General features: G+C 71.0%; 30 protein-coding genes and 2 pseudogenes. 18 read left to right on the top strand and 14 right to left on the bottom strand.

The genetic code is table 11. The features are described 5' to 3' along the window. Positions 1-92: 92 nt before the first annotated feature. A complete protein-coding gene (locus ACZ4NB_RS01750; protein ID WP_467657614.1) occupies positions 93-266 on the bottom strand; it encodes a hypothetical protein in 174 nt (57 codons plus the stop codon). 222 nt (positions 267-488) lie between these two features. Here ACZ4NB_RS01750 and ACZ4NB_RS01745 point away from each other — a divergent pair, with 222 nt between their 5' ends. Then, on the top strand, positions 489-845 hold the full coding sequence (locus ACZ4NB_RS01745; RefSeq protein ID WP_467657613.1) for a MarR family winged helix-turn-helix transcriptional regulator: 357 nt from the start codon (positions 489-491) through the stop codon (positions 843-845). Positions 846-964: 119 nt separating this feature from the next. Here ACZ4NB_RS01745 and ACZ4NB_RS01740 read toward each other — a convergent pair whose 3' ends face one another. The 4 genes and pseudogenes from ACZ4NB_RS01740 to ACZ4NB_RS01725 all read right to left on the bottom strand — a co-directional run. After that, positions 965-1,990, bottom strand: a complete 1,026-nt coding sequence (locus ACZ4NB_RS01740; protein WP_467657611.1) for an alcohol dehydrogenase — start codon at positions 1,988-1,990, stop codon at positions 965-967. Between the two features lie 833 nt (positions 1,991-2,823). Next, positions 2,824-3,108, bottom strand: a pseudogene (locus ACZ4NB_RS01735) (transposase); the annotation flags it as partial. 328 nt (positions 3,109-3,436) lie between these two features. Then, positions 3,437-3,718 carry a three-helix bundle dimerization domain-containing protein gene (locus ACZ4NB_RS01730; RefSeq protein WP_467657755.1) on the bottom strand — a complete coding sequence of 94 codons (282 nt, stop codon included), beginning with the start codon at positions 3,716-3,718 and terminating at the stop codon, positions 3,437-3,439. 297 nt (positions 3,719-4,015) lie between these two features. Beyond that, a pseudogene (locus ACZ4NB_RS01725) lies at positions 4,016-4,426 on the bottom strand (phosphatase PAP2 family protein); the annotation flags it as partial. A gap of 161 nt (positions 4,427-4,587) precedes the next feature. Here ACZ4NB_RS01725 and ACZ4NB_RS01720 point away from each other — a divergent pair. From ACZ4NB_RS01720 to ACZ4NB_RS01705, 4 genes are all read left to right on the top strand, one after another. Beyond that, complete coding sequence (locus ACZ4NB_RS01720) at positions 4,588-4,968, top strand: BlaI/MecI/CopY family transcriptional regulator (RefSeq protein ID WP_467657610.1); 381 nt, start codon at positions 4,588-4,590, stop codon at positions 4,966-4,968. Continuing rightward, the gene (locus tag ACZ4NB_RS01715; RefSeq protein ID WP_467657609.1) at positions 4,965-5,912 is read left to right on the top strand and encodes a M56 family metallopeptidase; all 948 of its coding nucleotides are present in this window, start codon (positions 4,965-4,967) and stop codon (positions 5,910-5,912) included. Before ACZ4NB_RS01720 ends, ACZ4NB_RS01715 begins: the two co-directional genes overlap by 4 nt. 486 nt (positions 5,913-6,398) lie before the next feature. Next, complete coding sequence (locus tag ACZ4NB_RS01710; RefSeq protein WP_467657608.1) at positions 6,399-7,061, top strand: response regulator transcription factor; 663 nt, start codon at positions 6,399-6,401, stop codon at positions 7,059-7,061. Further along, on the top strand, positions 7,058-8,449 hold the full coding sequence (locus ACZ4NB_RS01705; RefSeq protein WP_467657607.1) for a sensor histidine kinase: 1,392 nt from the start codon (positions 7,058-7,060) through the stop codon (positions 8,447-8,449). The genes ACZ4NB_RS01710 and ACZ4NB_RS01705 overlap by 4 nt, the downstream gene beginning before the upstream one ends. 16 nt (positions 8,450-8,465) lie before the next feature. On the opposite strand, the gene ACZ4NB_RS01700 is transcribed toward ACZ4NB_RS01705, so the two are convergent. The 3 genes from ACZ4NB_RS01700 to ACZ4NB_RS01690 form a co-directional block, all read right to left on the bottom strand. Further along, a complete protein-coding gene (locus ACZ4NB_RS01700) occupies positions 8,466-8,693 on the bottom strand; it encodes a hypothetical protein (RefSeq protein ID WP_467657606.1) in 228 nt (75 codons plus the stop codon). Between the two features lie 133 nt (positions 8,694-8,826). Next, entirely contained in the window at positions 8,827-9,078 is a 252-nt protein-coding gene (locus ACZ4NB_RS01695; RefSeq protein ID WP_467657604.1) for a hypothetical protein, read from the bottom strand. 94 nt (positions 9,079-9,172) lie between these two features. Then, positions 9,173-10,015 (bottom strand): COG4705 family protein, encoded by an 843-nt coding sequence (locus ACZ4NB_RS01690; RefSeq protein ID WP_467657603.1) that lies wholly within the window; start codon positions 10,013-10,015, stop codon positions 9,173-9,175. A gap of 238 nt (positions 10,016-10,253) precedes the next feature. Here ACZ4NB_RS01690 and ACZ4NB_RS01685 point away from each other — a divergent pair, with 238 nt between their 5' ends. From ACZ4NB_RS01685 to ACZ4NB_RS01675, 3 genes are read left to right on the top strand one after another with little or no spacing between them, the layout of a single operon-like run. Continuing rightward, a complete protein-coding gene (locus ACZ4NB_RS01685) occupies positions 10,254-11,222 on the top strand; it encodes a bile acid:sodium symporter family protein (protein WP_467657602.1) in 969 nt (322 codons plus the stop codon). 9 nt (positions 11,223-11,231) lie between these two features. Further along, on the top strand, positions 11,232-11,681 hold the full coding sequence (locus ACZ4NB_RS01680; RefSeq protein ID WP_467657600.1) for a response regulator transcription factor: 450 nt from the start codon (positions 11,232-11,234) through the stop codon (positions 11,679-11,681). Between the two features lie 3 nt (positions 11,682-11,684). Beyond that, positions 11,685-11,915, top strand: coding sequence for a winged helix-turn-helix domain-containing protein (locus tag ACZ4NB_RS01675; RefSeq protein ID WP_467657599.1), 231 nt, complete (start codon positions 11,685-11,687; stop codon positions 11,913-11,915). Here ACZ4NB_RS01675 and ACZ4NB_RS01670 read toward each other — a convergent pair. From ACZ4NB_RS01670 to ACZ4NB_RS01650, 5 genes are all read right to left on the bottom strand, one after another. Beyond that, positions 11,885-13,036: an ABC transporter ATP-binding protein gene (locus ACZ4NB_RS01670; RefSeq protein ID WP_467657598.1), complete on the bottom strand. Its 1,152-nt coding sequence runs from the start codon at positions 13,034-13,036 to the stop codon at positions 11,885-11,887. The genes ACZ4NB_RS01675 and ACZ4NB_RS01670 overlap by 31 nt on opposite strands. Next, positions 13,033-13,695 carry an ABC transporter ATP-binding protein gene (locus ACZ4NB_RS01665; RefSeq protein WP_467657597.1) on the bottom strand — a complete coding sequence of 221 codons (663 nt, stop codon included), beginning with the start codon at positions 13,693-13,695 and terminating at the stop codon, positions 13,033-13,035. The genes ACZ4NB_RS01670 and ACZ4NB_RS01665 overlap by 4 nt, the downstream gene beginning before the upstream one ends. Continuing rightward, a complete protein-coding gene (locus ACZ4NB_RS01660; protein WP_467657596.1) occupies positions 13,695-14,048 on the bottom strand; it encodes a hypothetical protein in 354 nt (117 codons plus the stop codon). Before ACZ4NB_RS01660 ends, ACZ4NB_RS01665 begins: the two co-directional genes overlap by 1 nt. Before the next feature lie 172 nt (positions 14,049-14,220). Then, positions 14,221-15,102 (bottom strand): LLM class flavin-dependent oxidoreductase, encoded by an 882-nt coding sequence (locus ACZ4NB_RS01655; RefSeq protein WP_467657595.1) that lies wholly within the window; start codon positions 15,100-15,102, stop codon positions 14,221-14,223. Continuing rightward, positions 15,099-16,025, bottom strand: coding sequence for an NmrA/HSCARG family protein (locus ACZ4NB_RS01650; RefSeq protein WP_467657593.1), 927 nt, complete (start codon positions 16,023-16,025; stop codon positions 15,099-15,101). Before ACZ4NB_RS01650 ends, ACZ4NB_RS01655 begins: the two co-directional genes overlap by 4 nt. A gap of 121 nt (positions 16,026-16,146) precedes the next feature. On the opposite strand from ACZ4NB_RS01650, the gene ACZ4NB_RS01645 reads away from it, so the two are divergent. The 10 genes from ACZ4NB_RS01645 (at position 16,147) to ACZ4NB_RS01600 (ending at position 24,006) form a co-directional block, all read left to right on the top strand. Next, positions 16,147-16,725 (top strand): TetR/AcrR family transcriptional regulator, encoded by a 579-nt coding sequence (locus tag ACZ4NB_RS01645; RefSeq protein WP_467657592.1) that lies wholly within the window; start codon positions 16,147-16,149, stop codon positions 16,723-16,725. Between the two features lie 422 nt (positions 16,726-17,147). Next, positions 17,148-17,552: a tyrosine-type recombinase/integrase gene (locus ACZ4NB_RS01640; RefSeq protein WP_467657591.1), complete on the top strand. Its 405-nt coding sequence runs from the start codon at positions 17,148-17,150 to the stop codon at positions 17,550-17,552. A gap of 15 nt (positions 17,553-17,567) precedes the next feature. Beyond that, on the top strand, positions 17,568-18,242 hold the full coding sequence (locus tag ACZ4NB_RS01635) for a tyrosine-type recombinase/integrase (protein ID WP_467657753.1): 675 nt from the start codon (positions 17,568-17,570) through the stop codon (positions 18,240-18,242). 106 nt (positions 18,243-18,348) lie between these two features. Beyond that, entirely contained in the window at positions 18,349-19,173 is an 825-nt protein-coding gene (locus ACZ4NB_RS01630) for a HipA family kinase (RefSeq protein ID WP_467657590.1), read from the top strand. Further along, entirely contained in the window at positions 19,170-19,565 is a 396-nt protein-coding gene (locus ACZ4NB_RS01625; protein WP_393495133.1) for a DUF3037 domain-containing protein, read from the top strand. Before ACZ4NB_RS01630 ends, ACZ4NB_RS01625 begins: the two co-directional genes overlap by 4 nt. Before the next feature lie 269 nt (positions 19,566-19,834). Beyond that, positions 19,835-20,596 (top strand): 3-oxoacyl-ACP reductase FabG, encoded by a 762-nt coding sequence (fabG, locus tag ACZ4NB_RS01620; protein ID WP_467657588.1) that lies wholly within the window; start codon positions 19,835-19,837, stop codon positions 20,594-20,596. A gap of 29 nt (positions 20,597-20,625) precedes the next feature. Beyond that, positions 20,626-21,396, top strand: coding sequence for an SDR family oxidoreductase (locus ACZ4NB_RS01615; protein ID WP_393495138.1), 771 nt, complete (start codon positions 20,626-20,628; stop codon positions 21,394-21,396). A 158-nt stretch (positions 21,397-21,554) separates the two neighbouring features. Beyond that, complete coding sequence (locus ACZ4NB_RS01610) at positions 21,555-22,520, top strand: aldo/keto reductase (RefSeq protein ID WP_467657587.1); 966 nt, start codon at positions 21,555-21,557, stop codon at positions 22,518-22,520. 125 nt (positions 22,521-22,645) lie between these two features. Next, on the top strand, positions 22,646-23,314 hold the full coding sequence (locus ACZ4NB_RS01605) for a uracil-DNA glycosylase (RefSeq protein ID WP_467657752.1): 669 nt from the start codon (positions 22,646-22,648) through the stop codon (positions 23,312-23,314). 152 nt (positions 23,315-23,466) lie between these two features. Beyond that, complete coding sequence (locus ACZ4NB_RS01600; RefSeq protein ID WP_467657751.1) at positions 23,467-24,006, top strand: hypothetical protein; 540 nt, start codon at positions 23,467-23,469, stop codon at positions 24,004-24,006. Between the two features lie 38 nt (positions 24,007-24,044). On the opposite strand, the gene ACZ4NB_RS01595 is transcribed toward ACZ4NB_RS01600, so the two are convergent. Then, positions 24,045-24,677 carry a TetR/AcrR family transcriptional regulator gene (locus ACZ4NB_RS01595; protein WP_467657586.1) on the bottom strand — a complete coding sequence of 211 codons (633 nt, stop codon included), beginning with the start codon at positions 24,675-24,677 and terminating at the stop codon, positions 24,045-24,047. Between the last annotated feature and the right edge of the window lie 99 nt (positions 24,678-24,776).

Raw genomic sequence — 24,776 nt, 5'->3', positions numbered from 1 at the left:
TGTCTGGCACGCCAGTGCGCCAGCAATATCCATCCTATGAGTGAATGCCATGCTTTGCTATACAAGATCAAGAATGCGGCTTCCTGTCGCACTCATTCGACCCGGTCGTCGACGTCGCACGCCGATCGCAGTACGGCACTGGCCATCGCGTCAGCCGTCGCGACCTCGGTGATCTCGTCCAAGAGGTGCGGTCCGCTGCTGACCGCCGTGGCGACGGCGCGAGAGATCCCGTGTCCTGCGGCCGAGGCGGTGAGCAGTGCCCGCATGTGGGCCCCGTGTCACGCGCCTGTCCCACGGCTGATGACGCAGGCACTTAAATGTCGGAGCGTGACTACAAAGCCGCGGCGTTTCACGATCTTGTTGGTTCCCGAACATGCGGAGGACAGGGGCGGTGCCGTGGCGGAGGACTCAGCCGTCAGATCGGCGGTCGTCGAGGTGACGGGGGAGACGGGTGCCTCGGGCTACCCCGCTACGCCAAGCACGGGATCGTGGGCGACATCGACCCCAGTGCGCGCACGGTCGAGGTGCACGACTGCCTCGAACTCCTCGACCAGCAACCCGGCCTGTCCAACGCCGAACTCGCCCGCGGCGCTTTCGTCACACGGCAATCCATGAACGTCGTCCTCCGCGGCCTCCAGGACGCAGACCTGATCTCCCGGCCCGCCACCACCGACCACGGCCGCGCTCTCCCCGCGCACCTCACCACCAAGGGCCGTAGCCATCTCGACGCGGCCCGCTCCGCCGTCTGTGCCATCGAACGGCAGATGGTCGACGCGATCCCGCAGCGGCGTCTGGCCGCCCTCCTCGCCGACCTCGACCGCATGGCGGCAGCCCTTGGCGGTTGAGCGGCTGCCCCACCGGCGACGACTCCCCCGGACGCCGGAGCCCCACCCCCTGCGGCAGAGGGGCCGGGGCTCCGGGCCACGTGCCTCCGCGGTGCACGGCCGACCGAGGGCCGGGTACGTCAGCGGGTGGTGAGCACCATCCGGAAGCGGGCGGCGCCGGACAGCATCTTCTGATAAGCCGCGTCGGCCTGGTCGAGCGGCACGGCCTCGATCGTGGGGCGGATCCCGTGCAGGACGCTGAACGCCAGGGTGTCCTGCACGTCCTGCGCGGTGCCGGACGGGTGGCCGCGGACGGTCCTGCCGCCCATGATCAGCTGAGCCGGGTTGATTCCCAGCGGGGCGGGGTCCACGCCGATGACCACCAGTTCGCCGCGGTGGGTGAGCCCGTCCATGGTCGCCGTGATGGCTTCGGAGTTGGCGGCGGTGGCCAGGACGACCTTGGCGCCGCCGAGGGCTTGCAGAGCGTCGGCAAGAGGGGTGTCCGCCGTGCTGTCGATGTAGTGGTGCGCGCCGAGTTGCTTGGCGAAATCGGCCTTGGCGGCTCCACGGGCGATGGCCACGGTCTCGAAGCCCATCGCGGCCGCATACTGCACCCCCAGGTGCCCGAGGCCGCCGATGCCGAGTACGGCGACCAGGTCGCCCGACCGTGCGGAGCTGCGCCGAAGCCCGTTGTACGTGGTCACTCCGGCGCATCCCAGGGGCGCCGCATCGGTCGCCGTCAGCCCGTCGGGGATCCGGGCCAGGGCATCCGCCGGCGCGATCACGGACTCGGCATACCCGCCGTCGTACGCCCATCCGGGGACCTTGAGGTTCTCGCACACCATGAAGTCGCCCTGCCTGCACGGCGTGCAGTGGTGGCAGCTGCCGCCGAACCAGCCCACCGCCACCCGGTCACCCACCTGCCGGCCGTGGTCCTGCATTCCCTCGCCGAGCGCCTCGATGCGGCCGGCGATCTCATGCCCGGGAACCAGAGGAAACCGCACACCGGGGAACGCATCGTTCACGAAGTAGACGTCGCTGTGGCAGATCCCGCAGGCGTCCACGGCCACCCGTACGTGCCCGGCACCCGGCCGCTGCACCTCACGGTCGACGATCTCGAACGGACTGCCGGCAGCAGGAACCTGAGCGACTCGGTAGGTGCTCATCTCGATCTCTCCGGGATATCGGTACGAGGGCCCCTCCACCCAGCACACCAGCTCCGGCCCGATCACGCACGCCGGAAGAGATGTCCTGACCAGAGGCGCCTGTTGGGGCCCTACTAGGCGACCCCCACAGGCTATATGAAAATGGATGCCATTTCTGAATTGGTGATGGTGAAGCGGCTCGACTGCCGCACAAGAACCTGAACTCCCCGGGCCGTCAGTCGGCTCCTCCGCCACCTCAAGGAGCGTGCGTGGCATCGGGGTTGATGCCCAGGAGTGTGACCCGGCCTCCCCGTTCTGCCGCGGCGAGCAGTTGTCGCCCGGTCCACGCAAGGGACGTGGCAGGGGTGGTCAGATGCCATGCGGGGAGGGAGGTGTATCCGCTCCTCCCGCCTTGGGCGCCGGTGCGCCACAGTTGGACGGTGTGGTCGGATCCGGCCGTCGCGAGTATGTCCCCGTCGCCGGGGCGCCATGCCAGCGCCGATGCGCATGCGGGGAGGACGGCCAGTCGCGTCGGTCTCCTGGGGGCGATGGCCCAGAGTGACAGCGCCTGGCGCGCGGAGTCCCTCCCCTCACACCCCGGCGTTCGTGACGAAGCCTCTCACGTTGGTTTGCCAGCGCCGGAACCAACGAGTTGACCATTGCGTCCAATTGCGAGATGGCCATGCCGGTCAGCTCCGGGTCGCGGAGAAGAGCCCGTCGGGGCACCCGGGCTGCTCGGCGACGATCGCGGCGGCGGCTTCTGATGCTGCCTCGCAGCCGGGGGCCGGCTGGGTTCCACCGGGGTGGAGCGTGTAGTTCCAGTCACCGTGGAAACGGTGCCAGCTCAATGGCAGCGCATCGTCGAGCCGGTGCAGGACCGCCTCGTGCAGCCGGGCCCACATGCCGGCCCGCGACCCGATCAGCAATCGTCGGTGGGCAGTTGACTTCGATATCCCGAAGCACGGCGGCAACGCACGCCCGGCACAGCCACTGACCAGCTCGTAGACGATCGCCGCGAACACCGTCTCATCAGGCGTGTCCTGCGTCCCACCGCTCTGGGGCCGCACCTTCGACGGCGGGATCAACGGCCTCGCGATCTCAGCCCGTCCGGAACTCTCCACTCCACGTACCCGACCCATACACGGGCCACCGTCCACTTCACCACGTAGGACACGGTCTTACGACGCGGTACGCGATGGTGGAAGTGGCGAGTTGTGCTGCGAGCGGTGCCGGATCGGCTATCCGATTCCTGCGATCAGGGCTGTGGCGGACAACGCCAGCGCGCCACCGCCGACGATGCCCAACGATCACGCCATCCCAGCGGTCAGCCACCCGCTCAAGTGAGTCCATGCGGCGAATGCGAAGGTGAGCCCACCGGCCACGAACCAAGGTCCCCACAGGTAGGTGTGCCAGTGGCTGACCGGCAGCAGTTCCGGGTGAGTTCGATGGCGTGTGCCTGATCGCCGGTCATGTCTCGTCTTCGCTTCGATCTGGTGCCTTCGTGGCCGCAGCGGTGGAAGGTTGTCGAGTGGTAGCGGCTTCGGCAGCAGTGTCGTTCGCGGCCAGCGCCTTCCTGACTCGGCGTTCAACCGAGATCGCTATGTAGGTCCTGACTCGGGCGTGGCCCAGCTCTTCGTACGCCGTCCCCACCAGCTCCTCGACGGTGGTGGGGGCCTCTGTGGGGAAGGTGGTCTTCAGGCGTGCCGTCATCTCCTGGAGGGCTACGCGCTCGGCCTGCCGGGAATGCACCCCTCGGTGACCCCCTATGACCAGTTGTTCCGACGCCGCTGCGACAGCGGCGGTGACCACTGTGAGGGAGAAGCACAGTGACGACCCTGCCCCGCCAGCGCGGCTTGACCGAGCAGGCCGCCGACGCCGCGATCGACACAGCCAACCGCCCGCTGCGCCCCGGGAGTCGAGATGTCCTGAGTGTCGGCCCGGGCAGCACTGCTCAGCCCGTGCCGCGAGGCGTTCGCGGGGGCCTGGGAACGGGCAGCCGGCCTCTGGTGAGAGCAACCATGGCAGCCAGGTAGGCAGCAGCCAGCCGGTGACGACATCGCTCGGCCAGTGAACGCCCAGATAGATCCGTGTGAGACCGACACCGGCCGCCCACAGCACAGTCGGCCCCCAGACGCACCAGCGCAGGATTCGCCGTGCGGCGTGGGCGGCGGCCCAGCACACGAGTCCGGCGACGAGGGCAGAGGTGGTGCTGTGCCCGGAAGGCATCGAGAAGCGTGAAGCGTGCGTTGCCCAGTCGGCATGCGGTGGCCGTGGCCGGGCTATGACCAGCATCAGGGCAAGTCGCAGCCCCTGGCCGAGCAGGAGTACGGCGAGGGCGGCGACCGCGCCGGCTGTCCGTCCTCGTGCGCCGCGACCCGTGAGGAATCCGGCGAGCGCGACCAGGAGACAGGGCCAGATACCGGTGCCGGAGTCGGTCAACGCCCGGGCCGTCGCCACGGCCGCTTCCGGTCGGTGGACCAGCGTCCAGTCGTGCAGCGCTCGATCGCCGGGCAGCGCCCCCTTCCGAGAGGGGCATGGGGCGGCGGGCCGCCCGGGGTGTCTACAGCAATGTAGTCGGTCTACAGCACTGTAGACGCCCCCATGGGACAATCAGTTCCATGACTGAGGAGCGCGGCGACCGTCGGCCGTCCGGCGAACTGGAAGCGAGTGTGCTGGCCGCCCTGTGGGCCGCAGACGGCGGCCTCACCGCCGGGGAGGTCCGCAGGGCCCTGGGGTCCGATCTCGCCCGCACGACCGTGACGACGATCCTGGCCAGGCTGCACGAGAAGGGCATCGTCACCCGCTCGCGGTCCGGACGCGGCTACGCCTATCTCCCGGCGGCGGACGCTCCTGGACTGAGCGCTCGTCGAATGCGCGCCGAACTCGACCGCGGCGAGGACCGCGGCCGCATCCTGGCCCGGTTCGTCTCCGACCTGAGCGACGAGGACGAGAAGACGCTTCGGGCCCTGCTGAACGGTGGCGAGGAGGCCGACGCATGAAATTCGTGGTCTGGCTCCCGCTGCTGATCCCACTGCTCGCGGTCCCGGTCGCCCGCCGCGTCACCGCGCGACTCAGCCCGCGCACCGCCGCGTGGACGCTGGGGGCGTGCTCGGCCCTGCTGGGCGTGTGCAGCACCGCGGCCCTGGGTGTCCTTGCCCTCGGCGGTGCCCTGCAGATCGCCCCGGTCGCCGCGCTGGAAGGCATCTCGCCACGCTTGCTGGACGACCGCACGCAGCTGACGCTGCCCGTCGGGATCCTCGCTGCCGGCCTCCTCGTCGGCGCAGCAGTGGCGGCCGCTGCGGTCGCCGCACGCAACTGGCGGGAGCTACGGGCGGCCCGGCAGGCCGCCGGGACCGCGATCGGTGAGCTGTCCGTACATCCCGACGAACGCCCTTACGCCTACGCCCTGCCCGGCCCCTTCGGCCGCCGGGGCCGCATCGTGGTCAGCAGCGCGATGCTGCGGTCGCTGAGCGCCGAGGAGCGCGAAGTCCTCTTCGCCCACGAGCGCGCACACCTCGCCGGAAGGCACCACCTGTTCCTGAGCTGCGCGCACCTGGCGGCAACGCTGCACCCGCTGTTGCGCGGCCTGCGTGAGCCGCTCACCTACGCCCTGGAACGGTGGGCGGACGAGGCCGCAGCCGAATCCGTAGGAGATCGGCAGCTCGCGGCCCGGGCGATCGGCAGGGCAGCTCTCGCGGCCGTGGCACCCGAAGGCCGCCCAAGGCTTGTGCCCGGAGCCACGTGCGGCCCCGTACCTCGACGCGTCGCGGCCCTCATGGATTCCGGCACCACCCGGGCGACCGGACCGCGCGGCTCGCGCCGCCGGTTGGTCGCGGCCCTTCTGGTCGGCTGCCTCGCCCTCTCGGCTGCCTCCATGCTCCACGCGGCGAACGAACTGCACAGCAGCGTCGAGATCGCCGAGAGCGGAACCGACTTCCGGTAGCCGGCTCGATCCCGCGCAGGGGCCCGGGCGCGGCGACGGTCACGGCAGATGCGATGCGACCGGTGGGTTGGTGTCGCTGTCCACTGGGTGGTGGATCGGTCCTGCGGAGCGCATCACGGCCTGAGCGACGGCGAGCCGAGTTCCGGGCCCGTGTCGGGCACCATGCCCCGCCATATGAACGCAACGGAGTGGACGAGGCGTGTTTTCGACCACGAACTTCCCTCACTCTCGTTCGTCTACAGTGCGGTAGACCGTCTACCCGGTTGTAGTCGCTTGGGGGCACGGTCACCCGGCTGCCCCCGCAGTGCCACTACGGCAAGGGCGACCCGTCCTGAGGCGGTCTGGGGAGCAGCCCCGGGATCCGGACGTCCACGCCGTGTCCGCCACGGGCGCTGCGGGCCGCCGCCCTCGGCTGTCGGCCTGCCCGGCGAACTGCGGCCGGCCCTGTACCCCGGGACGAGTGCCCGAGCCAGTGAGGTGATGTTGTTGCGTCTCACCATCATGGTCGTCGAGGACGACCATGCCCTGCGCGATGTGCTGGTGCGCGGACTGCGCGACGAGGGCTTCGAAACGGTGGCCGCCCAGGACGGCGCCACCGCCCTGCGGCTGGTCGACGACGGTGTGGACGCGGTGGTGCTGGACGTCGGGCTGCCCGACGCGGACGGACGGGACGTGTGCCAGGCGATGCGGGCGCGGGGGTTCGTCAGCCCGGTCGTCTTCCTGACCGCGCACCACCAACTCCACGACCGTCTCAGCGGGTTCTCCGCCGGGGGTGACGACTACCTTCCCAAGCCGTTCCACCTCGCCGAACTCGCGGCCCGACTGCGTGCTGCCCTCAAACGTTCCGGGCCCACCGCACCCACGACCGCCGGGGACCTGGTCCTGGACCCGGTGCACCACAGCCTGTGCGTACGGGACGTCGACGTGGCGCTGACGCCCACCGAGTTCCGCCTGCTGGCCACGCTGATGGCCGGCCTGGGGGCGGTGGTACCCAGAAAGGAGCTGGTCCGGGCCGGTTGGCCGGAGGGCGCGCAGGTCAGCGACAACACCCTCGACCAGTACCTGAGCCGGCTGCGTCGCAAGATCCGGGATGCGGGCAGCGGTCTGACGATCAGCACCCTCCGGGGGATCGGACACCGGCTGTCATGAGTACCGTCCCGAACCTCCTCGCCACGCTGGCCGGCCGCTGCCGACCCCGGACGCTGCGAGGCCGCCTGTCCCTGATCGCGCTGACCACTGCCGCTCTGGTGATGGTGATCCTCACCGTCGTGTTCAACACGATCGTTCGCCATCGCCTCCAGCAGCAGGCGGACAACGAACTGCGCACCCGTGCCACCACCGTGGCCGCGACCGTCGACACCCGCCACCACCCGGTACGCGTCCTGGAGACCCCGGACGACGCCGCCCTCGACACCAACGTATGGATCTACGCGGGGACCCGGCTGCTGGAGCACCCCGCCTCCGCCCCGGTCGGCGACACGATCACCCGCGCCGCCGCCGGTCTCGCCGCGTACGGTGACAAACGCTGCGCCGAGGTGGCGGCCGGTGATCGGATACGCCTGTGCGCCGAGCCCGTGGGCGGGGTCCGGCCGGGTGCCGGGCCCGCCGCTGTCGTCGTCACCGCCATGGGCCTCGCGCCCTACCGTGACTCGGCCGACACCCTGCTCATCGCCTCCCTCGCCTTCGACGCCAGCGTCCTGGCCTGCACCTACGTCCTGACCCGGCTGGCGGTGGGACGCGCCCTGCGGCCCGTGCGATCGATGACCGAGCAGGCCACCAGCTGGAGCGTGGTCGCCTCCGAACAGCGCTTCGGCGCCGGGGACCGCCCCGCCGAACTCACCCGGCTCGGGGCCTCACTTGACGAGCTGCTGGACCGGATCCGTGCCGTACTGCGCCACGAACAGCAGCTCACCCGGGAGCTCTCCCACGAGCTGCGCAACCCCCTGGCACGGATCACCGCCGAACTCGACTGGTTGCAGGCCCGCCCCCGCTCCACCACCGAAACCCGCGCCACCCACGCCGCCATCGCCGACGCCGCCGCCTCGATGCGCACCATCTGCGAGACCGTCCTCGACGACGCCAGGGCCGGCGCACACACCGTTCCCGGCACGGCGGACGCCATGGCCGTGCTGCCTCGACTCGCCGCCCGGCTCGAAGCCCCGGGGAAAGCCACGATCACTGTTTCCGGTGTGGACGCCCTGGTGGCCGGGGTGCCCGCCGCACTTCTGGAGCGCATCGTCGCCCCGCTCGTCGACAACGCGCTGCGATACGCCCGCACCCGGGTCGCGGTCCGGGTCTCGCCGGCGGACGACGGCATCTGCGTTGCGGTCGTCGACGACGGTCCCGGCGTCCCGGCCGCCTTCACCGCGCGCCTCTTCCAGCCGGGGCAGCGCGCCGACCCCGAGGACGGACACGGCGGAGCGGGCCTGGGGCTGCCGCTCGCGCGACGCCTGGCCCGCTCCGCCGGCGGTGAGGTGCGTCATGACGCCGGGCACGTCCCGGGTGCGCGCTTCGTGGTCAGCCTGCCCGCCGGATGACCCGTCCCGGTGGTGTTCAGGAAACACCCGTGAGGGTCTTGTCCTGGGAGGCCGCGGTCCTGCGCTCCTGAACCTGGGCGTAGGCCATGAGGCCGAGCAGGACCGCGAGGAGGACCGCCGACGAACCCGCCGTGCCGAGGTCGAGGCCGCCCTTGGCGAGCGGCTTGGTGAGGAAGTCGCCGACGGTCGCCCCGAGGGGCCGGGTGAGCACGAAGGCGATCCAGAACAGGACCACGTTCGGCACGGCCGGCACCCGCATCAGGGCGACGAGTACGGCGAGTACGCCGGTAACGAGCAGGGCGCCGCCCGCGTAACCGAGTCGAGTGAAGCCGGCCCCCGGAACCCGGGGACCGGCCGCCGTCCGGGGCGATCCGCGCTCAGCTCGCCTGCGGCGTGAGCCGCTCCGGCTCCGAGACGTCCCGCCGGGTGACCGTCAAGAACACCACCAGGCCGAGGAGGACCGCCGACGAACCCGCCGTGCCGAGGTCGAGGCCGCCCTTGGCGAGCGGCTTGGTGAGGAAGTCGCCGGCGGTCGCCCCGAGGGGCCGGGTGAGCACGAAGGCGATCCAGAACAGGACCACGTTCGGTACGGCGGGCACCCGCATCGGGGCGACGAGTACGGCGAGCACGCCGGTAACGAGCAGGGCGCCGCCCGCGTAACCGAGTCGAGTGAAGCCGGCCCCCGGAACCCGGGGACCGGCCGCCGTCCGGGGCGATCCGCGCTCAGCTCGCCTGCGGGGTGAGCCGCTCCGGCTCCGAGACGTCCCGCCGCGTGACCGTCAAGAACACCACCAAGCCGAGGATGACTCCCAGGAACAGCACGCTGGTGATCACCGTGCCCAGGCCGAGTCCGCCGTCGGCGGTCGGCTGGGACAGGTAGTCGCCGATCGACGCGCCCAGCGGGCGGGTCAGGATGTAGGCGATCCAGAAGCTCCACACCGCGTCCAGGCCAAGGGCGAAGTGCGCCACCGCGACCGCGGCGATCGCCAGGGCGAACAGGCCGGCGGAGATCCAGTATCCGAGGTCCATGCGCTCGGCGACCAGGTCACCGGCTGCCGTGCCCAGAGCGAAGGTGAACAGGACGGCGAGCCAGTAGAAGGACTCGCGGCGGGTGGTGTCGACGTGGTGGATGGAGAGCGTGCGCTCGCTGCGGTACCAGGCCACAAACACCACGACGAGGGCCACCGCGAAGGCGACGGTGCTGGTCTCCAGGGGTACGCCCAGGTTGTCGGTGAGGTTGTCGCTGATCAGTGTGCCCACGACGCTGATCAGCGCCACGGCGAGCCAGTAGATGCCGGGCCGGTAGGCGCGGGTGCGGAACTGCGCCACCAGGACCGCGACAAGCAGGACGCTCATCAGCAGCGACACGCCCGTCAGGCCCAGGCCGAGCTGCTCGTTCAGCAGGTCTGCCGCGGTCTCGCCGACCGTGGTGCACAGGATTTTGATGACCCAGAAGTACGCCGTGACTTCGGGGACCTTGTTCCAGCGGAGGCGCTGGCGGGCGTGGGCGGGAGCGGTGTCGGACGCCTCGTGCGTCTCCGTGACCCCAGGGATATCGGCTGTCATGGTGCCCGACCGTGCCACCGGCAACCTGAACGCATCCTGAGCAGCGCGCTGCGGCGCCCACGGAGGGACGGCCCACGCCGGATCATGACTGTCATGTGTCTCCCCGCACTCGCGATACCGGCGCTCGACCGCGATCTCCTGCCGCCGACGAAAGAGCGCCCTCATGAACCCCCTGCCGCCCGCATCACCCACTCCGCCGCAAGCGACCGCGTGGCTGCGCCGACACCTGGGGTGGGCCATGGCCATGACGTACGTCGTCGCCACAGCTCTGCCCGCGCCCGGCCTGTGGCTCCGCCACCCCTTCCTGCTGCCCGGTGCCAATGGTGCGTTCTCCGTGGCCCTGCCGCCGCTGTTGTTGTCGCTGGTGCTGTTCGCGGCCGGACTGCAAGTACCCCTTGACGACCTGGGCCACCTCCTGCGCAGGCCCGTCGCACTGCTGACCGGACTCGCCCTCCATCTGCTGACGCCGCTGCTGGTCATTCCGTTGATCACGTTCGTGTTGCACCGCTCTCCGGACTCCGACGGCGGCAGCGGTCTGACCGCCGCGATGATCCTCATCGTCGCGATGCCCGTGGCGGCCGGCGCCACGGTCTGGACCAGCAAAGGGCGCGGCGAGCAGTCGGTCATGGTGGGGCTGGTCCTGGCCTCGACCCTCATCAGCCCCTTCACCACCCCGGTGACCATCGGGCTGTTGTCTCCACTGCTCCAAGGGGACTACCAGGGGACACTGTCCCGGGCCGTGTACGGCAACGGCTTCGCGCTCACTTTCGTCCTGCTGCCCTGCGGGGCGGGCCTGCTGGCGAGGACACTCCTGTCCGGCGGTTCCCTGAACCGGCTGCTTCGGACCGCGGTGCCCGCGGCGCTGTGGGGCTCGTTGGTCCTGACCTACGTCAATGCCAGCGGAGCCCTGGGCACCTTTCTCACCCATCCGCGTCCTGTGCTGCTGGCAGCGGCCCTGGCCGTGGCCTCGACCGTGTGCGTCCTGTGCTTCGCGGTGGGCCGCGTCACCTCGCGGCTGCTCCGTCTGGACGCCTCCACAGGCTCGTCCGTCACTCTCGCCTGCGGTATGAACAACAGCAGTGCCAGCGCTGTTCTCATCACGACCGCGCTTCCCGACCGACCTCACCTCCTTCTCCCCGTCCTCGCCTACGGCCTCCTGCAGAAACTCGCCGCCGGTCGCGTCGTACGCGATCAATCGCCCCGCTAGCCTGAGGATGTGGCGCGCATCGTGCTGGTCGAGGATGACGAGACCATCGGGGGCCGCCTCGCCGCGACGCTGCGGGGTGCGGGGCACGACAGCGAGTGGTGCCCCGATGGTGCGTCGGCGCTTTCCCGTGCTGTTCGCGGGCCGGCCGATTTGGTGCTGCTGGACCTCGGGCTGCCGGACGCCGACGGCTTCGAGCTGCGTCGGCGATTGCGGGAGCGTCTGCCCGGTGCCGTGCTGGTCGTGCTGACCGCACGCACCGGAGAGATGGACGTCGTCCAGGCCCTGGAGTCGGGCGCGGACGACTATCTGACCAAGCCCTTCCGGCTCGCTGAGTTGCAGGCGCGGATCGCGGCTCATCTGCGTCGCGCCGAACCGGGCGGGAACCAAAGCCCGCTGCGGATCCGCCACGGCACCCTGCTGATCGACCGCGCGGCCCGGCGCTGCTCCACACCGACGTAGGAGGTGGAGCTGCGCCCCAAGGAGTTCGACCTCCTGGTCAGGCTGGCCGAGTCCGCCGGGCAGGCGGTGAGCCGGGAGGACCTGATGAGCGACGTGTGGGACGAGAACTGGTTCGGTCCCACCAAGACGCTCGACGTCCACGTGGCGGCGTTGCGCCGCAAGCTGGGCGACCAGGTGCGCATCACCACCCTGCGACACTTCGGTTACCGGCTCGAACCGTCCGGGGAGCACTGACCGTGCGCCGCCGTATCCTCCGCGCGGTCGTCGTCGCGGTGGTGTGCGCCGTCGTGCTGTTCTCCGTACCGCTGGCCGTGGCGACATTGCGTCTGTACCGGCAGGACGAGGTGCGCGAGTTGCAGCAGCTGGCCGACCGGGTGGCCGTGACCGTCCCGGCGGACGTCCATCACCCGCGTGACCCGATGGAGCTGCCGCACGTGGAGCCCGGCACCTGGGTCGGGGTGTACGACGACGGGGCGCGCCTGGTGACCGGGGCGGGGCCCGCGCGCGGGGACCGCCCGGTGCAGGATGCCCTGGCGGGGCGTGCCTCGTCGCACCGGCAGGGTGACCGGCTGGTGGCGGCGGTGCCGGTGGGTGCCCGTCGTGCCGCCCGTCGTGCCGCCCGTCGTGCCGTCCGTCGTGTCGTCCGACTCCGGCTGGATCAGCCGGCCGTCGGCCATGTACCAGCGGACGCCCAACTCCCGTGCGACCCGCGGATCATGGGTGGTGACCAGCACCGCCGCACTCAGCTCTGCGGCCGCGCCGAGCAGCACCGACAGCACCCGACGGCCGGTCTCGCGGTCCAGCTGCCCGGTCGGCTCGTCGGCGAGGACGAGCCGGGGCCGGCGCGCCAGCACCCTGGCCACCGCGACCCGCTGGGCCTGCCCCGCCGACAGCTCGTCCGGCAGCCGCCGCGCGAGCTCCTCCAGCCCGAGGCGTGCCAGTGCGGCCCGCGCCCGGGTGTCCGCTTCGTCGTCCGGTACACCGTCGATCCGCAGCGGCAACGCGACGTTCTCGACGGCGGTGAGCGGGGGCAGCAGACTCGGGCCCTGGAAGACGACGCCGATGTGCCGGGCGAGACCGCCCGCAGGTGCGCTGCCGAGGCCCGGATGGCTCACCCGGCCGGCCGTAGGACTGTCCAGCCCCGCCATCAGATGCGGCAGCGTGGACTTCCCCGACCCGGACGGCCCCACCACCGCGAGCCGGGCTCCGGGCGGAACCACGCAGTTCAGGCCGTGGACGGCGACGACCGCGCCCGGCCCCCTCCCGTAGGTCCGGGCCGCGTTCTCACAGCGGACCAGCGGCGTGCCGTTTTCCTTCGTGCCGGTGGCCCTCGGAGGGGCGGGCGCGTCCATCATGCCCACCTCCCGTCCCTCAGCCGCAGTATCCGGTCGGAGGCCCCCGCCACGGCACGGCTGTGGGTGACGACGACAACGGCGGTCCCGGCAGCGGCACGTTCGCGCAGCAGGTCCAGCAGCCTCCGTTCCGTCTCCGCGTCCACCTCACCGGTCGGCTCGTCGGCGAGCAGCACATCGGGCGCGTTCGCCAGCGCGACGGCCAGGCCCGCGCGAGCAGCCTCCCCTCCGGACAGCTCACCCGGCAGCGCCCCAGCGCGCCGGCCGATCCCCACCCGATCCAGCAGCTCCTGCGGCGGCACACGGGTCCGCGCGGGCGCCAGCCGCTGCACCAGCGCGACGTTGTCCCGGACGGTGAGGTAGTCCAGCAGATTGTCCGTCTGGAAGAGCACGCCGATGTGCCGTGCCCGGATGCCGCTGCGCTCGCGTTCGGCGCGGTGGCTGAGCCGTTCGCCGACGACTCGTACCGTGCCGCCGTCCGGTTCGTCGAGCCCCGCCAGACAGTTCAGCAGGGTGGTCTTCCCCGACCCGGACGGCCCGGTCACCGCCACCGTCTCGCCGCGCTCGACCTCCAGCCCGACGCCTCGCAGCGCGAACGTTTCCTCCTCGCCGGCCCGGAAGAACCGATACAGGGAACGGGCGCTGAGGACGGGCGCGGACATCAGGACCACCGGAAGGAGTCCGTGACGGTCCGCCAGGGGTCGACGTTGTCGGCTCCCACCCCGCCGGACAGCGTCAGCACGGCCTCGCCCTTGTGCGGCTTATAGAACACATACCGCTGGACGTCCAGGGGGACGCGCTTACCGGTCACCTGGTTGAGAGCGGAGTCGACGCGGTACTCGGCCAGCACCGCTGTGCCCTCCTTGCGCTGTACGTCGACCACCTTGACCAGCGAGAAGTGGGCGCTCGCGGCGCGGATCGCCGGAATGTCCTTGGTACGTACGGAGTTCACCGCCGGGGCCTTCGTCGCGTGGACGCCTTCCCCCCGCACGCTGTTGAACTTGTCGGTGAACACCGTCGCCGGCCCCTGAGTGGTCCGCGCCCATTCGGTGCGGCCGGGCCGGCATCCCGAAGACCTGCACCCCGGGCGTCGCTGGCGGGCGGCTGGATCGCAAGCGATCCCGAACCAGCCGCGCACGGTTTTCAGGGCGCCGCGCTCGTGCCGTGTCCTGCGCGGGTGTGCCGGGTCAGACGGGTAGGTGTACGGCGAGTTGCTCCCACTGCCGTACGGGCGGGGAGTCGGGTGTGGTGGTCACAAGGTGGAGGCTGACGTGATCGGCCCCGGCGTCGAAGTGCTCTTGGACGCGGTGGGCGATGTCCTCGGCGCGGCCGTGGGCCACCAGTGCGTCGACCAGCCGGCTGTCAAGCGCGTCCGGGTTCTCATGTCCAAGTCCACGCAGCAGGTCGCGGCGGTTCGGCAGGGCGGCTGCGGCTGTGGTGCGGGCCAGGTCGGCGGTGTCCGCGTGGTCGTGGCTGAGCACGCAGAGCTGTGTGATGGTCAACAGGCCGTCGTCTTCGAGGACGGCTCTGGCTGCTCGAGTGAACTCGACGGGCATGCCCAGCACTGTTGCGCCCCGGGCGCGTTCGGCGGCGAGGGCGAGCATGCCAGGGTCTAGGGCGGCGAGTACGCGGTTCGGTGAGGCGACCGTGTCGGGTGGCCCGAACGGGGCGTTGTCCAGCGCGTCGAGGTAGGTACGCATGGTGGCCAGAGCCGGGCCGGGACGGTGGCCGCGGACGCCCTGGGCCAGGCTGGCGTGGCTCTCCCACAGACCGAGCAGGAACCTTCCGGGGTATGCCTCCTCCAGGGTGCGCTGCGCGGCGGCGGCCGTGACCGGGTCGCGGGCGTAGATGTCGGTCATGCCGGAGGCCACGGTGATGTGCCGGGTGGCCGCCAGGAGGATCGCGGCCTGCGCCATGGCCTCCCGTCCCGTGATCTCGGGGAACCACAGGGTGCCGAAGCCGAGGTCCTCGACCGCGGCGGCAGCCTTACGGACCTCGGGTGCGGAGAGATGGTCGAAGTCCGCCGCCCAGATCCCGACGCGCCCGAGGCCGTGAGTGCGGGCGCTCATGCGTCCTGCCCGGCGGTGCGCGCGGAGTCGAGGAACGCGGCGATCTGGGACGCGCCGGTGCGCTCCAGCCAAGTGCTGAAGTCCATCGTGCCGGGGTGGATCTCCCGGGTGGCGGGGATGTCCGCGCGGTAGCCGTGTTCGTTGAGCCACTCGTTGGCGTAGGCGAAGTCTTCGCTCAGGGCCCGGATCGCGTCGATCGGAATCTGAACGTAGGGCAGCGGTATGCCGAGTGCCTTCCCGATCGCCGCGGCGACCTGAACCGGCGTGAGTTCGTCCCCGGCCAGAGAGACGGCCCGGCCGATCCACTCCTTCGGCTGGGAGAACGCCAGCGCGGTGACGGCGCCGACATCGTCGACGGCCATGATCTGCTGGGGGACCTCCGGAGCGAGCCCGGTGGACAGGTTCCCGTTCCGCAGCGCGTATCCGCCGGTGAAGTTCTCCATGAAGGACACCGGCCTCAGGATCGTCGCGGGCAGGCCGAGCGCGGCGACGTGCCGCTCGATCCGCCACTTGCTGACCAAATTCACCGGCAGCTTCTCCTCAAGGTGCCGGTCCGCTTCGGCGACCGAGGTGAAGACGAAGTGCCCGATGCCCGCGGCGTGCGCGGCCTCGGCGACGTTCACTCCCCAGCGGACCTCGTCGTCGGCGGTGAAGTCCGGGGCGGTGCCGGGCGAGCCGACGGTGGGCTGGACGCTGAACAGACCCCAGGCGCCCTCGGCCGCCGCGGTCAGGGAGTCGACGTCCTCCATCTGCGCCCGGATCACCTGTGTGCCGGCCTGCGCCAGCGCTGTGGCCTGCGGCCCGTTCGGGTCGCGCGTCAGTGCGCGCACCTGCCAGCCGTCGCGGAGCAGGTGATGTGTCACGGCCCTGCCCTGCAGGCCGGTCGCACCCGCCACCACGACGGTCTTCTTCGTCAGCTTCACGATCGTCTCCATTGCGTCCATGCGGAGGGGAAGCCACACCCTCATAAGTGGGGCGGCCCTCCGTTTCTCGTTCGATACGATATGGAGGACCACCCCGTTTATCAAGCCGTCAGGAGTTCCCGTGCTCAAGGACGCCGCCACCCCGCCCGGTCGGCCGATGCGGGCCGACGCCCGCCGCAATGCCGAGAAGATCGTGGCCGCGGCCGGGGCCCTGATCGCCGAGCATGGCGCCGACGCCTCCCTGGAGGAGGTCGCCCGCCGTGCCGGAGTCGGCTCGGCCACCCTGCACCGCCACTTCCCCTCCCGGCAGGCGCTCCTGGAGGCGGTCTTCAAGGACCGGGTGGAGGCCCTGTGCGCGAAGGCGGACGACCTCCTCACCGAATCCGACCCGGGCCAGGCGCTGACCACCTGGCTTCACGCCGTTGGCGCGCACGCCGTGGCCAACCGGGGCCTGGGGTCTTCGCTGATGCGGGACGGAGACCCGGCGCTTGGCGAAACCTGCCACGAAATGATCACCACTGCCGGAGAGGCCCTCCTTGCGCGCGCCCAAGCGGCAGACGCCGTGCGCGCCGAGATCACCATCGCCCAACTGCTCAAGCTCGTCGGCGCCATCGCGCTGGCCACCGAGCGGGAGATCGACGGCCCGGCCGAGGCCGACCTCCTGCTGTCGATCGCCATCGACGGCGTACGCACACGCTGACCCCGGTTCTCGCAAACGGTGGCGGGCTCAACGGGTCGATGAGCACCTCCCGCTCCGCTGCCAAGGCACTCCACTCACTCTTCACGAGCGCACTAAGTCGCACGCCAGGCACGCCACCCATGCCGCATACGCCTGCCGCGCCGGACGGCCGACGTGCAGAACTGAGCACCCGTTGCGAGGTGGTGGGAGGGATCACCGCGGTGGCATGCCTACCCGACCCAGCCATGCCACGAGCCCTGACCGTGGCGCAGCTCAGCCGTCTCGCGGCCGTACCACACCCCCAGCCCGCTCACCACGCACGACTAGGTTCGCCGTCAAAGAAGCCGAAACGGCTGAAAAGGGAGAAGATCGCTCGCTACGGCAAGGGGAAGCGATACAAGGTCGCTGGCATACCTGGAGTCCGGGACTGCTCCTTCGACACCTTGGAGGATGCCAAGGCGTGGCTTCGTCGGGCAGCCACGGACGAGGAGCGCGGCGAGTTCGTGGACCCGCGCGACGGATCCATCACGCTGGCCGACTACATCGCGATGCATTGGGCGCCGGGCAGTGGCGGTGTTCCGAAGACCCAGGGCAACCAGGAGCGGAGAGCGCGCCTTCACATCATTCCGCACCTGGGCCAACTGCCCCTCAGGAACATCACGGCAGCGGATCTGCGCGCGTACGTAGCCAAATTGGAGTCAACCGTCTCCTCGGTCGACTACCAGCGCGGCATCCTGTCCGAGCTCTCCTCCATCCTGGAGGCGGCCGTTGATGACAAGCGGCTCGCCAGGAACCCCATGCACGCGAAGTCCGTGCGGTGGCCCAGGGCGCCACAGGAGCGCCGCTGAGCTTGGCCGTTGGAGATGGCGCTGCGGGTCCGCGACGTCATCAACCCGCGCAACCGGATAGCCGTCGTTCTCGGTCTGGGGTGCGGCCTTCGTCAGGGCGAGGTATTCGGATTGAGCCCGGAGGACATCGACTACGCGAGAGGCGTGCTTCATGTCCGCCGCCAAGTCCAGGCGATCAAGGAGAGGCTGTATTTCACCTTGCCGAAGGGGAAGAAGACCCGTGTCGTCGACATGCCGGCCTCGGTTGCCGAGGAGGTCAAGCGCCACGTCGAAGCGTTCCCACCGGTGGAAGTGGAGCTTCCGTGGGGGAAGTCGGAGGGGCAAGGAAGGAAGTTCTCACTGCTGCTCACCACGCGATTCGGCAATGCCGTAGCGGTGAACACGTGGAACACCTACACGTGGAAGCCCGCGCCGGCCAAGGCCGGCATCATCCCGCCGCGGCCCAAAGGGGCGAAGCCGTGGCAGTGGGAGGCGGCACCGAAGGAGGGCTTCCATGTGCTGCGGCACACCTACGCCTTGATGATGCTGGAGGCGGGGGAGTCCGTGGTGACTGTGGCGCGGTGGCTTGGGCACTCCTCGCCGGCTGTCACGATCGGTTACTACGCTCACTTCATGCCGGAGGCCGGAAGCAAGGGGCGCACCGCCATTGACGGACTGCTGGAGAGGACGGGGGAGCCACCGTGCCAGTAGAAACTCCCCAGATTCTCCCCAGGGCTGATCGCGGCGGTTTCCCCGCTTGCGTGCGCCTGTATTTAATTGTGGATTGTAAGGCTGCTGGGTCAGATAGCCTGGGAAAATGTTGACCGAAGTCATGGCGACCCGCTACGTCACGCCGTTGCGTGAGGGCGGGTCGCTTCCGGGAATCGTCGAGGGCGACGACCTCGGTACCTACATCATGAAGTTCACCGGTGCCGGGCAGGGGCGCAAGACCCTTGTCGCCGAGATCATCTGCGGGCGGCTGGGGCGTCGGCTCGGGCTGCGGGTGCCGGAGCTGGTGCAGATGCAGCTCGATCCCGTCATCGGGCTGGGCGAGCCCGACCAGGAGGTCCAGGAGCTGCTCAAGGCCAGCGGCGGGCTGAACCTGGGCATGGACTACCTTCCCGGGTCGCTGGGCTTCGATCCGCTCGCCTTCGAGGTCGGCTCCCGTGAGGCGGGGCGTGTGGTGTGGTTCGACGCGCTGATCAACAACGTCGACCGGTCCTGGCGGAACCCCAATCTGCTGGTCTGGCACGGCGAACTGTGGCTGATCGACCACGGCGCCGCCATGATCTGGCACCACAACTGGCCGAGCGCGGAGAAGGCCGCGATCCGGCCCTACGACGCCTCCGACCATGTGCTGGCGACGTTCGGCCCGGACATCGAGGCGGCGGCCGCCGAACTCGCGCCGCAGATCACCGAGGAGCTGCTGACCGAGGTCGCGGCGGACGTCCCGGACGAATGGCTGACCGACGAGCCCGGCTTCGACTCGCCGGACGTGCTGCGCCAGGCGTACGTGCGGACGCTGCTGGCCCGCGCGCAGACGATCAGCGACCACATCACCATCGGGGAGCCCACCAAGGACAAGCCCTCGCAGGCCCCGGAATGGCTGGCCGGAAAGTTGCCGCGGAGGGCAGTGAAGTGACCGGTCTGCACAACGGACGCGATGTTTTCGAGTACGCCCTGCTGAAGGTCGTGCCCCGGGTGGAGCGCGGCGAGATGATCAATGCCGGGGTGGTCGTGTACTGCCACGCCCGGCGCTTCGTCGAGGCCAGGACCCATCTGGACGAGGCCCGGCTGCTGGCCCTGGACCCCACGGCCGACGTGGCCGGCGTACGGGCCGCGCTCTGCGCCGTCGAGGGCGTCTGCGAGGGCGGCGAACGGGCCGGGCAGGCGGCCGGCGACGACGCGGGACGGCGTTTTCGCTGGCTGATCGCGCCGCGCAGCACCATCGTCCAGCCCGGGCCGGTGCACACCGGGCTGACCGCCGACCCCGCGGCGGAGGCCGAGCGGCTGCTGGAGCTGCTGGTGCGCTGATGTGGCGGATGCCTCAGTACGGGCGCCCGGTCTGCCGTATGGCGGGCCGGGCGTCCGCTATGTAGGGGCGAGAGCCTGTATGGATGGCGTGAACCCGCCGGGTCCGCTGCGCGTCGCAGGTGAGGTCGGCAACGGCGCGGTGGTGGGGCGTTGACAGCGCGTGGCGGGGCTTCTAGCGTCAGCCCTGCTCAGGGTACTAAGCGGTTGCTCACCTGCGGGATCGGTGCGGCGGACCGCTTGTCGAGGTTTCGAGGGTGAGGAGAACCCGCATGTCCACCACCGAGCAGCGCGTCGCCATCGTCACGGGCGCGGCCCGCGGTATCGGCGCGGCCACCGCCGTACGCCTGGCCGCCGAGGGCCGGGCCGTCGCCGTACTGGACCTCGACGAGGCGGCCTGCAAGGACACCGTCGAGAAGATCACCGCGGCCGGCGGCAAGGCCGTCGCGGTCGGCTGCGACGTCTCGGACGCGGAGCAGGTGGAGGCGGCGGTCACCCGGGTCGCCTCCGAGCTCGGCGCGCCGACCGTCCTTGTCAACAACGCCGGTGTGCTCCGCGACAACCTGCTGTTCAAGATGAGCGAGACCGACTGGGACACGGTCATGAACGTTCATCTGCGCGGCGCGTTCCTGATGTCGCGCGCCTGTCAGAAGCACATGGTGGACGCCGGGTTCGGCCGGATCGTCAACCTCTCCTCCAGCTCGGCGCTCGGCAACCGCGGCCAGGCCAACTACTCGACCGCCAAGGCCGGCCTCCAGGGCCTCACCAAGACGCTCGCCATCGAGCTCGGCAAGTTCGGCGTCACCGCCAACGCCGTCGCCCCCGGCTTCATCGTCACCGACATGACCGCGGCCACCGCCGAGCGCGTCGGCATGGGCTTCGAGGACTTCCAGGCCGCGGCCGCCACCCAGATCCCGGTGCAGCGGGTCGGCCGGCCCGAGGACGTCGCCAACGCGATCGCCTTCTTCACCGGCGAGGCGGCCGGCTTTGTGTCCGGCCAGGTCATGTACGTCGCCGGCGGCCCGCTCAACTGACCGCCCCACCGACTCCAGGAGAACGAGACATGACTGAGCAGGACAGCGGGTTCCCCGAGCTCTCCGGCAAGGTGGCGCTGGTCACCGGCGCCAGCCGCGGTATCGGCTACGGCATCGCCGAGGCACTGGTGGCCCGCGGCGACCGGGTCGTCATCACCGGCCGCAACGAGGACGCCCTCAAGGAGGCGGCCGAGAAGCTCGGCGCGGACCGGGTGATCGGCGTCGCCGGCAAGGCGCACGACGAGGCGCACCAGGCCGTCGCCGTCGAGCGCGCGATGGAGGCATTCGGCCGGGTCGACTACCTCGTCAACAACGCGGGCACGAACCCGGTGTTCGGCCCGATCGCCGACCTCGACCTCAATGTCGCGCGCAAGGTCTTCGAGACCAATGTCGTCTCCGCGCTCGGCTTCGCCCAGCGCACCTGGCACGCCTGGCAGAAGGACAACGGCGGGGCGATCGTCAACATCGCCTCGATCGCCGGGCTGAACGCCTCGCCGTTCATCGGCGCCTACGGCATCAGCAAGGCCGCGATGGTGAACCTCACGATGCAGCTCGCCCACGAGTTCGCGCCCGTGGTGCGGGTCAACTCCATCGCGCCGGCAGTGATCAAGACCAAGTTCGCGGCGGCGCTCTACGAGAACCGCGAGGAGGAGGCGGCGGCCGGCTACCCCATGGCGCGGCTGGGCGTCCCGGAGGACATCGGCGGGGCCGCGGCCTTCCTGCTGTCCGGCGACTCGGGCTGGATCACCGGCCAGACGCTGGTCGTCGACGGCGGTCTGTTCCTCAACGCCGGGGTCTGACGACCGGGCGGGCCGCCAGGGCCGTGTCCGACCCCGACCCGTCGGACGGACCCTGGACGGCCTTGCCTTGGTGTGCGCTCCAAGAGGCAGAGTCCGTGGTGCCGGTCCCATCGGGGCCGGCACCATCCGCGTCGGCGGACCTGCCAGGGAGGCATGCCATGCACTACCGCACGCTCGGCGGCGCTCAAGGGCCCCGGATCAGCGCCGTCTGCCTGGGGACGCTGCCGTTCGGCACCACCGTCGACGAACCGACCTCGTTCGCGATCCTGGACCGCTTCGCGGCGGCCGGCGGCACCTTCGTCGACACCGCGAACCACTACGCCTGCTGGGTGCCGGGCGCCACCGGCGACGAGAGCGAGCTGCTGCTCGGCCGCTGGCTGCGCAGCCGTGGCGCGGCCGGCCGCACGGTCCTGGCCACCAAGGTCGGTGCCCGGCCCGATCCGTCCCGCGGCGCCCGGTGGCCCGCCAACGCGGAGGGGCTGTCCGCGGCGGCCGTACGCGCCGGCATCGAGGGCAGCCTGCGTCGGCTGGGCACCGACCGGGTGGACCTGTACTACGCGCACCCGGAGGACCGCGCGGTCCCTCTGGAGGAGACCGTCGAGGCGCTGGCCGGCCTCGTCCAGGACGGCAGGGTGGGCGCCCTCGGCGCCGGCGGCCATCGGACCTGGCGGCTGGCCGAGGCCCGGCACACCGCCGCCGGGCGCGACCTGCCCGGCTTCCGGGCCGTACAGCGGCGGTACACCTATCTGCGGCCGCGCCGGGGACTGCCGTCCGGCCACCATCTGGAGGCCGACGAGGAGCTGCTCGACTACGCGGCGGAGCACCCCGATCTGACGCCCCTCGCTTATGGGACCCTGATGGGAGGGGCGTACGCCCGCGCCGACCGGCCGCTGCCGGAGACCTACGACCACCCCGGTTCGGTGGCGCGGCTGCGGGTACTGGCGGAGGTCGCGGCGGAGTGTGCGGCCACCGTGAACCAGGTGGTGCTGGCCTGGCTGATGGGCGGCGAGGTGCCGGTCGTGCCCGTATTGGGCGTGAGCTCGGTGGCGCAGCTGGACGAGGGTCTGGCGGCGCTCGACCTGCGGCTGGACCCCGTCCAGCGGGCCCGGCTCGACACCGCCTGACGCGCGGCCGGCCGCCGGCCGCGGGCCCGGCGCATCGGCCCGCGGACGGCGTTGTCAGTGGTCGCCGGTAGGTTCTGTGACGAAGAACGCAACGCACACCGGAGGTTGTTGACGTGGTGACCGACATGCTGCCCGAGTCCTGGCGCGGGGTACTCGGCGAGGAGTTGGAGAAGCCCTATGTCAAGGAGCTGACCGACTTCGTCGAGCAGGAGCGGGCCAACGGCCCGGTCTATCCGCCCCGCGAGCAGGTCTTCGCGGCGCTGGAGGCGACGCCCTACGACCAGGTGAAGGTGCTCATCCTCGGGCAGGACCCGTATCACGGCGCGGGGCAGGGCCACGGCCTGTGCTTCTCCGTGCAGCCCGGCGTCAAGACGCCGCCGTCGCTGCGGAACATCTACAAGGAGATGAAGGAGGAGCTGGGCCACCCGATCCCGGACAACGGCTATCTGATGCCCTGGGCCCGGCAGGGCGTGCTGCTGCTGAACGCCGTTCTGACGGTCCGCGAGGCCGAGGCCAATTCCCACAAGGGCAAGGGATGGGAGAAGGTGACCGACGCGGTGATCCGCGCGGTGGCCTCCCGGCCCGACCCGGCGGTCTTCGTGCTCTGGGGCAATTACGCCAAGAAGAAGCTGCCGCTGATCGACGAGGAGCGGCATGCGGTGGTGCAGGGCGCGCACCCCTCCCCGCTGTCGGCGAAGAAGTTCTTCGGCTCGCGCCCCTTCACCCAGATCAACGCCGCGATCGCCGCGCAGGGGCACGCTCCGATCGACTGGCGGATCCCTGACCTGGGCTGAGTCCTGGCGGCCCGCGCCGGGCCCATCCGTGCGACCGCCGGGCGGGCCCGGCCACCCGGTGCGTCGCGCACACCGCGCGAAGGTTTCCAGCGGCGGTTAGCGTCGAGGGAACAGCAGTGACGGTGGTGAGCGAACCCCGGGAGTGCGCGGTGATGAACAAGCGGCGGGAGGCTACGTCCGAGGACGGCGTGCTGACCCGGATCGGCCAGGCGATCATGCTGCATCGCGCGGGGGACCGGGAAGAGGCCCGCAACCGCCTCTCGGCGCTGTGGCACGAGATCGGGCCGCACGGAGACGCCTTCCACCGCTGCACTCTGGCCCACTACATGGCCGACACCCAGGACGACCCCAGGGACGAGCTGGACTGGGACCTGCGAGCCCTGGAGGCGGCCGAGGGCTTCGTCACCGAGCGGCCCGACCGCGGCGGATCCGCTCCCGGGGAGTCGAACGTCGCCGACGGGCCGGGCCCCCGGCACCCCCTCGTCGCGCTGCGTGCGTTCTTCCCCTCGCTGCACCTCAACATCGCGGCCGACTACGCCGCACTGGACCGGACGGCCGACGCCCGCGCCCAGTTGCTGCGCGCCCGGGCCTCGGTCAACGCCCTCGCCGACGGCGAGTACCGCCAGGGCCTCAGGGACGCGATCGAGCGTCTGGAGCTGCGGATCGACCGCGCGGCCGGGCGCACGGCGTAGGGCCCGCACCCTTCTGCCCTCCGTCGGCCCCGGCGAGGCTATCCCCGCAGCATCCCGTCGAGGAGCTCCGCGCACGAGGCGCGCAGCGCGGCGCGGGTGGGGGCGGCGGCGTGGAACTGCCCCGCCGTGCAGGAGAAGAGCACCCCGTCGCACCAGGCGATCATGCTGAGCGCATGCCGTTCCGGTTCGCCGGAGCCGGCCGCCGCCAGCATCGCCACCATCGGCTCACGGAAGGACCGGCCCGCCCGGTCGTAGATCTCCCGCAGTTCGGGCCTGCGGGTGGCCTCCAGGGCCAGTTCGTAGCGGGCGATGGCCAGCTGCCGGTGCCGGGAGAGGAAGCGGTGCAGCGCCAGGGCCAGGGCATCGGCGACCGGCCCCGCCCCCGCGCCGCCACCTTCCTCCGGGGCCTGCGCCTCGTCCAGTGCCAGCACCGCCGCCTCCCGCTCGGCCAGCCGGCGTACCGCCGCCTCCAGCAGGGCCGCCCGGGTGCGCGCGAGATTCGACGTCGAGCCCTGGGGCAGCCCGGCCGCCTCGTCCACGGCCCGATGGGTCAGTCCGCGCATACCGCGTTCGGCGAGCAGACCGAGCGCCGTATCGGCGATCAGCTCCTGGCGCGAACCGGGGGAGCGGGTGGGGCGGGGGGCCGGGTCGGCGGCGCTGCGGGTGTTCATGGCAGGTCAGCCTAGCGCTCCGACTACGGGTGTAGTCTCGTGTCGAGAGCGGCAACTACAGTTGTAGTTGCGCGCTGTGGACCGGACCGGGGAGGCGGC

This window comes from Streptomyces sp. NPDC026575 (assembly GCF_055567415.1).
The sequence above is the reverse complement of the archived record's forward strand: the minus strand, read 5'-3'. Positions and strand labels throughout refer to the sequence as shown.